The organism is Oleomonas cavernae (assembly GCF_003590945.1).
Classification (GTDB): Bacteria; Pseudomonadota; Alphaproteobacteria; order Zavarziniales; family Zavarziniaceae; genus Zavarzinia; species Zavarzinia cavernae.
Genome location: NZ_QYUK01000001.1, coordinates 1 through 4,160, shown reverse-complemented (window position 1 = coordinate 4,160; position 4,160 = coordinate 1). Strand labels below are relative to the sequence as shown.

General features: G+C 67.7%; 6 protein-coding genes. 3 read left to right on the top strand and 3 right to left on the bottom strand.

The features are described from left to right. From D3874_RS00030 to D3874_RS00020, 3 genes are all read right to left on the bottom strand, one after another. A partial coding sequence (locus tag D3874_RS00030) for a class I tRNA ligase family protein (RefSeq protein WP_147385462.1) occupies positions 1–724 on the bottom strand: 724 nt, incomplete at its 3' end. 77 nt (positions 725–801) lie between these two features. Beyond that, on the bottom strand, positions 802–1,473 hold the full coding sequence (locus D3874_RS00025) for a DUF2497 domain-containing protein (protein WP_119775134.1): 672 nt from the start codon (positions 1,471–1,473) through the stop codon (positions 802–804). A gap of 102 nt (positions 1,474–1,575) precedes the next feature. After that, the gene (locus D3874_RS00020; RefSeq protein ID WP_233559761.1) at positions 1,576–2,025 is read right to left on the bottom strand and encodes a TolC family protein; all 450 of its coding nucleotides are present in this window, start codon (positions 2,023–2,025) and stop codon (positions 1,576–1,578) included. Between the two features lie 49 nt (positions 2,026–2,074). Here D3874_RS00020 and D3874_RS00015 point away from each other — a divergent pair, with 49 nt between their 5' ends. From D3874_RS00015 to D3874_RS00005, 3 genes are all read left to right on the top strand, one after another. Next, complete coding sequence (locus tag D3874_RS00015; RefSeq protein ID WP_158595744.1) at positions 2,075–2,599, top strand: TolC family protein; 525 nt, start codon at positions 2,075–2,077, stop codon at positions 2,597–2,599. 101 nt (positions 2,600–2,700) lie between these two features. Then, positions 2,701–3,372 (top strand): DUF2497 domain-containing protein, encoded by a 672-nt coding sequence (locus D3874_RS00010; RefSeq protein WP_119775134.1) that lies wholly within the window; start codon positions 2,701–2,703, stop codon positions 3,370–3,372. Positions 3,373–3,449: 77 nt separating this feature from the next. Next, a partial coding sequence (locus D3874_RS00005) for a class I tRNA ligase family protein (protein WP_147385461.1) occupies positions 3,450–4,160 on the top strand: 711 nt, incomplete at its 3' end.

Here is a 4,160-nt window from a genome sequence, read left to right as displayed (position 1 = left end):
CCAGGTGGCGGTAGCGCTCGTCGTCGGGATGGACGGCGATGCCGCTGTCGCCCAGCATGGTTTCGGGCCGCGTCGTCGCCACGGTGACGAAGTCGTCGGTGCCTTCGATGGGATAGCGGATGTGCCAGAGGTGGCCCTTCACCTCGCGGCTCTCGACCTCGAGGTCGGAAATCGCGGTGAGAAGCTGCGGGTCCCAGTTGACCAGGCGCTTGTCCTTGTAGAGCAGGCCGTCGCGGTACAGGGTGACGAAGACCTTGCGCACCGCGGCGCTCAGGCCCTCGTCCATGGTGAAGCGTTCGCGGCTCCAGTCGCACGACGCCCCCAGCCGGCGCAACTGGCCGGTGATGGTACCGCCCGAGACTTCCTTCCAGGCCCAGACGCGCTTGATGAATTCTGCGCGGCCGAGGTCCCGGCGCGAGCGGTTCTCGCCCGATTGGGCCAGTTGGCGTTCCACCACCATCTGGGTGGCGATGCCGGCATGGTCGGTACCCGGCTGCCACAGCACGTCACGCCCGCGCATCCGCTGCAGGCGCACCAAAATGTCTTGCAGCGTGTTGTTCAGGGCGTGGCCCATGTGCAGGCTGCCGGTGACGTTGGGCGGCGGGATCACGATGGTGTAGGGCTCACCACCGGTGCGCTTGCCCACGCCGAAGGCGCCCGAGGCCTCCCACTGGGCATAGAGGCGGGGTTCGACGGCGGCGGGGTCGTAGGTCTTCTTAAGCATGACGTATCTCGATAGCGCAGCCGCCACGCCTTGTCGGCGCGGCCGGCGCAATGCGGCGGGGCGTGACGCCCCAGGATTCAGAGGTTGGGATCGCGCCCGGAAATGCGCGCCAGTTCCTCGGCCACGCAACGCTCGACGATCCCGGCCAGGTGGGTATCCAGCCAATCCTTGAGCATCGGCCGCAGCAGGTCCTCGACCACCTCCTCGACCGAGCGGGCGTCGCCGTCCGCGCGGCGCGTCCCGGCCGGCGGCCGGCTGGCCTGGGCGACCTGGGCAAAGGCATTGCGGGCCTGGCTTGCGATCGTTTCCGATACCAGGCGTTCAGCGGGCGGCACGGCACCGGACATCGGGCTGTCCTTCTCGTTCAAGAGCATCGGCGGGACGGGCTCGTCTTCATCGTCTTCCGCCACGAAATTCTGCAGGGGTGCCGGATCCGGCACCAGCGCCGGACCGGCGAAGGGGGCGTCGGCAGGCGTATCGGGTTCGGGATGGGGGCTCAGCGAGACGACGCTGCCGTCGTCGGCCACCATCTCGGTCAGGTCGAGGATTTCGCCGGGGGTGTCCCTGGGCGCGTCCCTCGGAGCGTCTCTAGGGGCATCGCCGGCCGGCTCGGCATCGGTGGCGGCCCCCTCGGGCCGACCGTCGCCGTCTTCGGCGATGATCCGCCGAATCGAGGCCAGAATCTCTTCCATGGTCGGGTCGGCGGCACCCTTTGCGCCCTCGCCTTCCCGCTTCAACTCATCCGTCATCTCTTAATCCCCGCCGCTCAGGCGTCCCCAGCGACCGCCCAAGCTACGGCACGCACCCACCGAAAGAAAGAGGCGGGCGCGTTTTCTGTCAACGGCGTGTCATCAATCGAAGCCGAACCAGCGGCCGCGGCTCTCGTCATAGTGCTTCACGGGATCGTAGCGGTCGCCCGACAGATTCAGGTTCTGGGCGGTCAGGCGGCCCACGGCGGACAGCAAGGTGAAGGCGGCGATATATTCGTCGCCCTGGGCCCGCACCAGGGCGACCTGGGAATTGAGCAATTCCTGTTCGGCGTTCAAGACATCGAGCACGGTGCGCGAGCCGACCGAGGATTCCTGCCGCACGCCTTCCAGCGCTAGGCTGTTGGCGGCGACCGCCTGCTTCTGCGAGACGATCACGGCCCGCGCCGCTTCGAGCTGGTCGAAAGCGTTCGAGGCCGACTCGATCACCGTGCGCTGGGTCTCGGAGACCTGCGACAGGCGCTGGCTGGCGGTTTGCTGGTTCTGGCGGATGGTGGCGTATTCGGCGCCGGACTGGTACAGCGGCACGGTCACCTGGACCTGCAAGGCCGCTTGATCCGTGCGCGATCCATTGGTGGATCTGGTGGCCGAATTATCGCGGGCCGAAGAACAGAGCACCAATGGATCGCGCACGGATCAAGCGGCCTTGCAGGTCCAGGTGACCGTGCCGCTGTACCAGTCCGGCGCCGAATACGCCACCATCCGCCAGAACCAGCAAACCGCCAGCCAGCGCCTGTCGCAGGTCTCCGAGACCCAGCGCACGGTGATCGAGTCGGCCTCGAACGCTTTCGACCAGCTCGAAGCGGCGCGGGCCGTGATCGTCTCGCAGAAGCAGGCGGTCGCCGCCAACAGCCTAGCGCTGGAAGGCGTGCGGCAGGAATCCTCGGTCGGCTCGCGCACCGTGCTCGATGTCTTGAACGCCGAACAGGAATTGCTCAATTCCCAGGTCGCCCTGGTGCGGGCCCAGGGCGACGAATATATCGCCGCCTTCACCTTGCTGTCCGCCGTGGGCCGCCTGACCGCCCAGAACCTGAATCTGTCGGGCGACCGCTACGATCCCGTGAAGCACTATGACGAGAGCCGCGGCCGCTGGTTCGGCTTCGATTGATGACACGCCGTTGACAGAAAACGCGCCGCCTCTTTCTTTCGGTGGGTGCGTGCCGTAGCTTGGGCGGTCGCTGGGGACGCCTGAGCGGCGGGGATTAAGAGATGACGGATGAGTTGAAGCGGGAAGGCGAGGGCGCAAAGGGTGCCGCCGACCCGACCATGGAAGAGATTCTGGCCTCGATTCGGCGGATCATCGCCGAAGACGGCGACGGTCGGCCCGAGGGGGCCGCCACCGATGCCGAGCCGGCCGGCGATGCCCCTAGAGACGCTCCGAGGGACGCGCCCAGGGACACCCCCGGCGAAATCCTCGACCTGACCGAGATGGTGGCCGACGACGGCAGCGTCGTCTCGCTGAGCCCCCATCCCGAACCCGATACGCCTGCCGACGCCCCCTTCGCCGGTCCGGCGCTGGTGCCGGATCCGGCACCCCTGCAGAATTTCGTGGCGGAAGACGATGAAGACGAGCCCGTCCCGCCGATGCTCTTGAACGAGAAGGACAGCCCGATGTCCGGTGCCGTGCCGCCCGCTGAACGCCTGGTATCGGAAACGATCGCAAGCCAGGCCCGCAATGCCTTTGCCCAGGTCGCCCAGGCCAGCCGGCCGCCGGCCGGGACGCGCCGCGCGGACGGCGACGCCCGCTCGGTCGAGGAGGTGGTCGAGGACCTGCTGCGGCCGATGCTCAAGGATTGGCTGGATACCCACCTGGCCGGGATCGTCGAGCGTTGCGTGGCCGAGGAACTGGCGCGCATTTCCGGGCGCGATCCCAACCTCTGAATCCTGGGGCGTCACGCCCCGCCGCATTGCGCCGGCCGCGCCGACAAGGCGTGGCGGCTGCGCTATCGAGATACGTCATGCTTAAGAAGACCTACGACCCCGCCGCCGTCGAACCCCGCCTCTATGCCCAGTGGGAGGCCTCGGGCGCCTTCGGCGTGGGCAAGCGCACCGGTGGTGAGCCCTACACCATCGTGATCCCGCCGCCCAACGTCACCGGCAGCCTGCACATGGGCCACGCCCTGAACAACACGCTGCAAGACATTTTGGTGCGCCTGCAGCGGATGCGCGGGCGTGACGTGCTGTGGCAGCCGGGTACCGACCATGCCGGCATCGCCACCCAGATGGTGGTGGAACGCCAACTGGCCCAATCGGGCGAGAACCGCTCGCGCCGGGACCTCGGCCGCGCAGAATTCATCAAGCGCGTCTGGGCCTGGAAGGAAGTCTCGGGCGGTACCATCACCGGCCAGTTGCGCCGGCTGGGGGCGTCGTGCGACTGGAGCCGCGAACGCTTCACCATGGACGAGGGCCTGAGCGCCGCGGTGCGCAAGGTCTTCGTCACCCTGTACCGCGACGGCCTGCTCTACAAGGACAAGCGCCTGGTCAACTGGGACCCGCAGCTTCTCACCGCGATTTCCGACCTCGAGGTCGAGAGCCGCGAGGTGAAGGGCCACCTCTGGCACATCCGCTATCCCATCGAAGGCACCGACGACTTCGTCACCGTGGCGACGACGCGGCCCGAAACCATGCTGGGCGACAGCGGCATCGCCGTCCATCCCGACGACGAGCGC

Coding starts and splice junctions, on each gene's coding strand:
- D3874_RS00025 (WP_119775134.1), bottom strand. CDS start 1,473: ATGACGGATGAGTTGAAGCGGGAAGGCGAGGGCGCAAAGGGTGCCGCC.
- D3874_RS00010 (WP_119775134.1), top strand. CDS start 2,701: ATGACGGATGAGTTGAAGCGGGAAGGCGAGGGCGCAAAGGGTGCCGCC.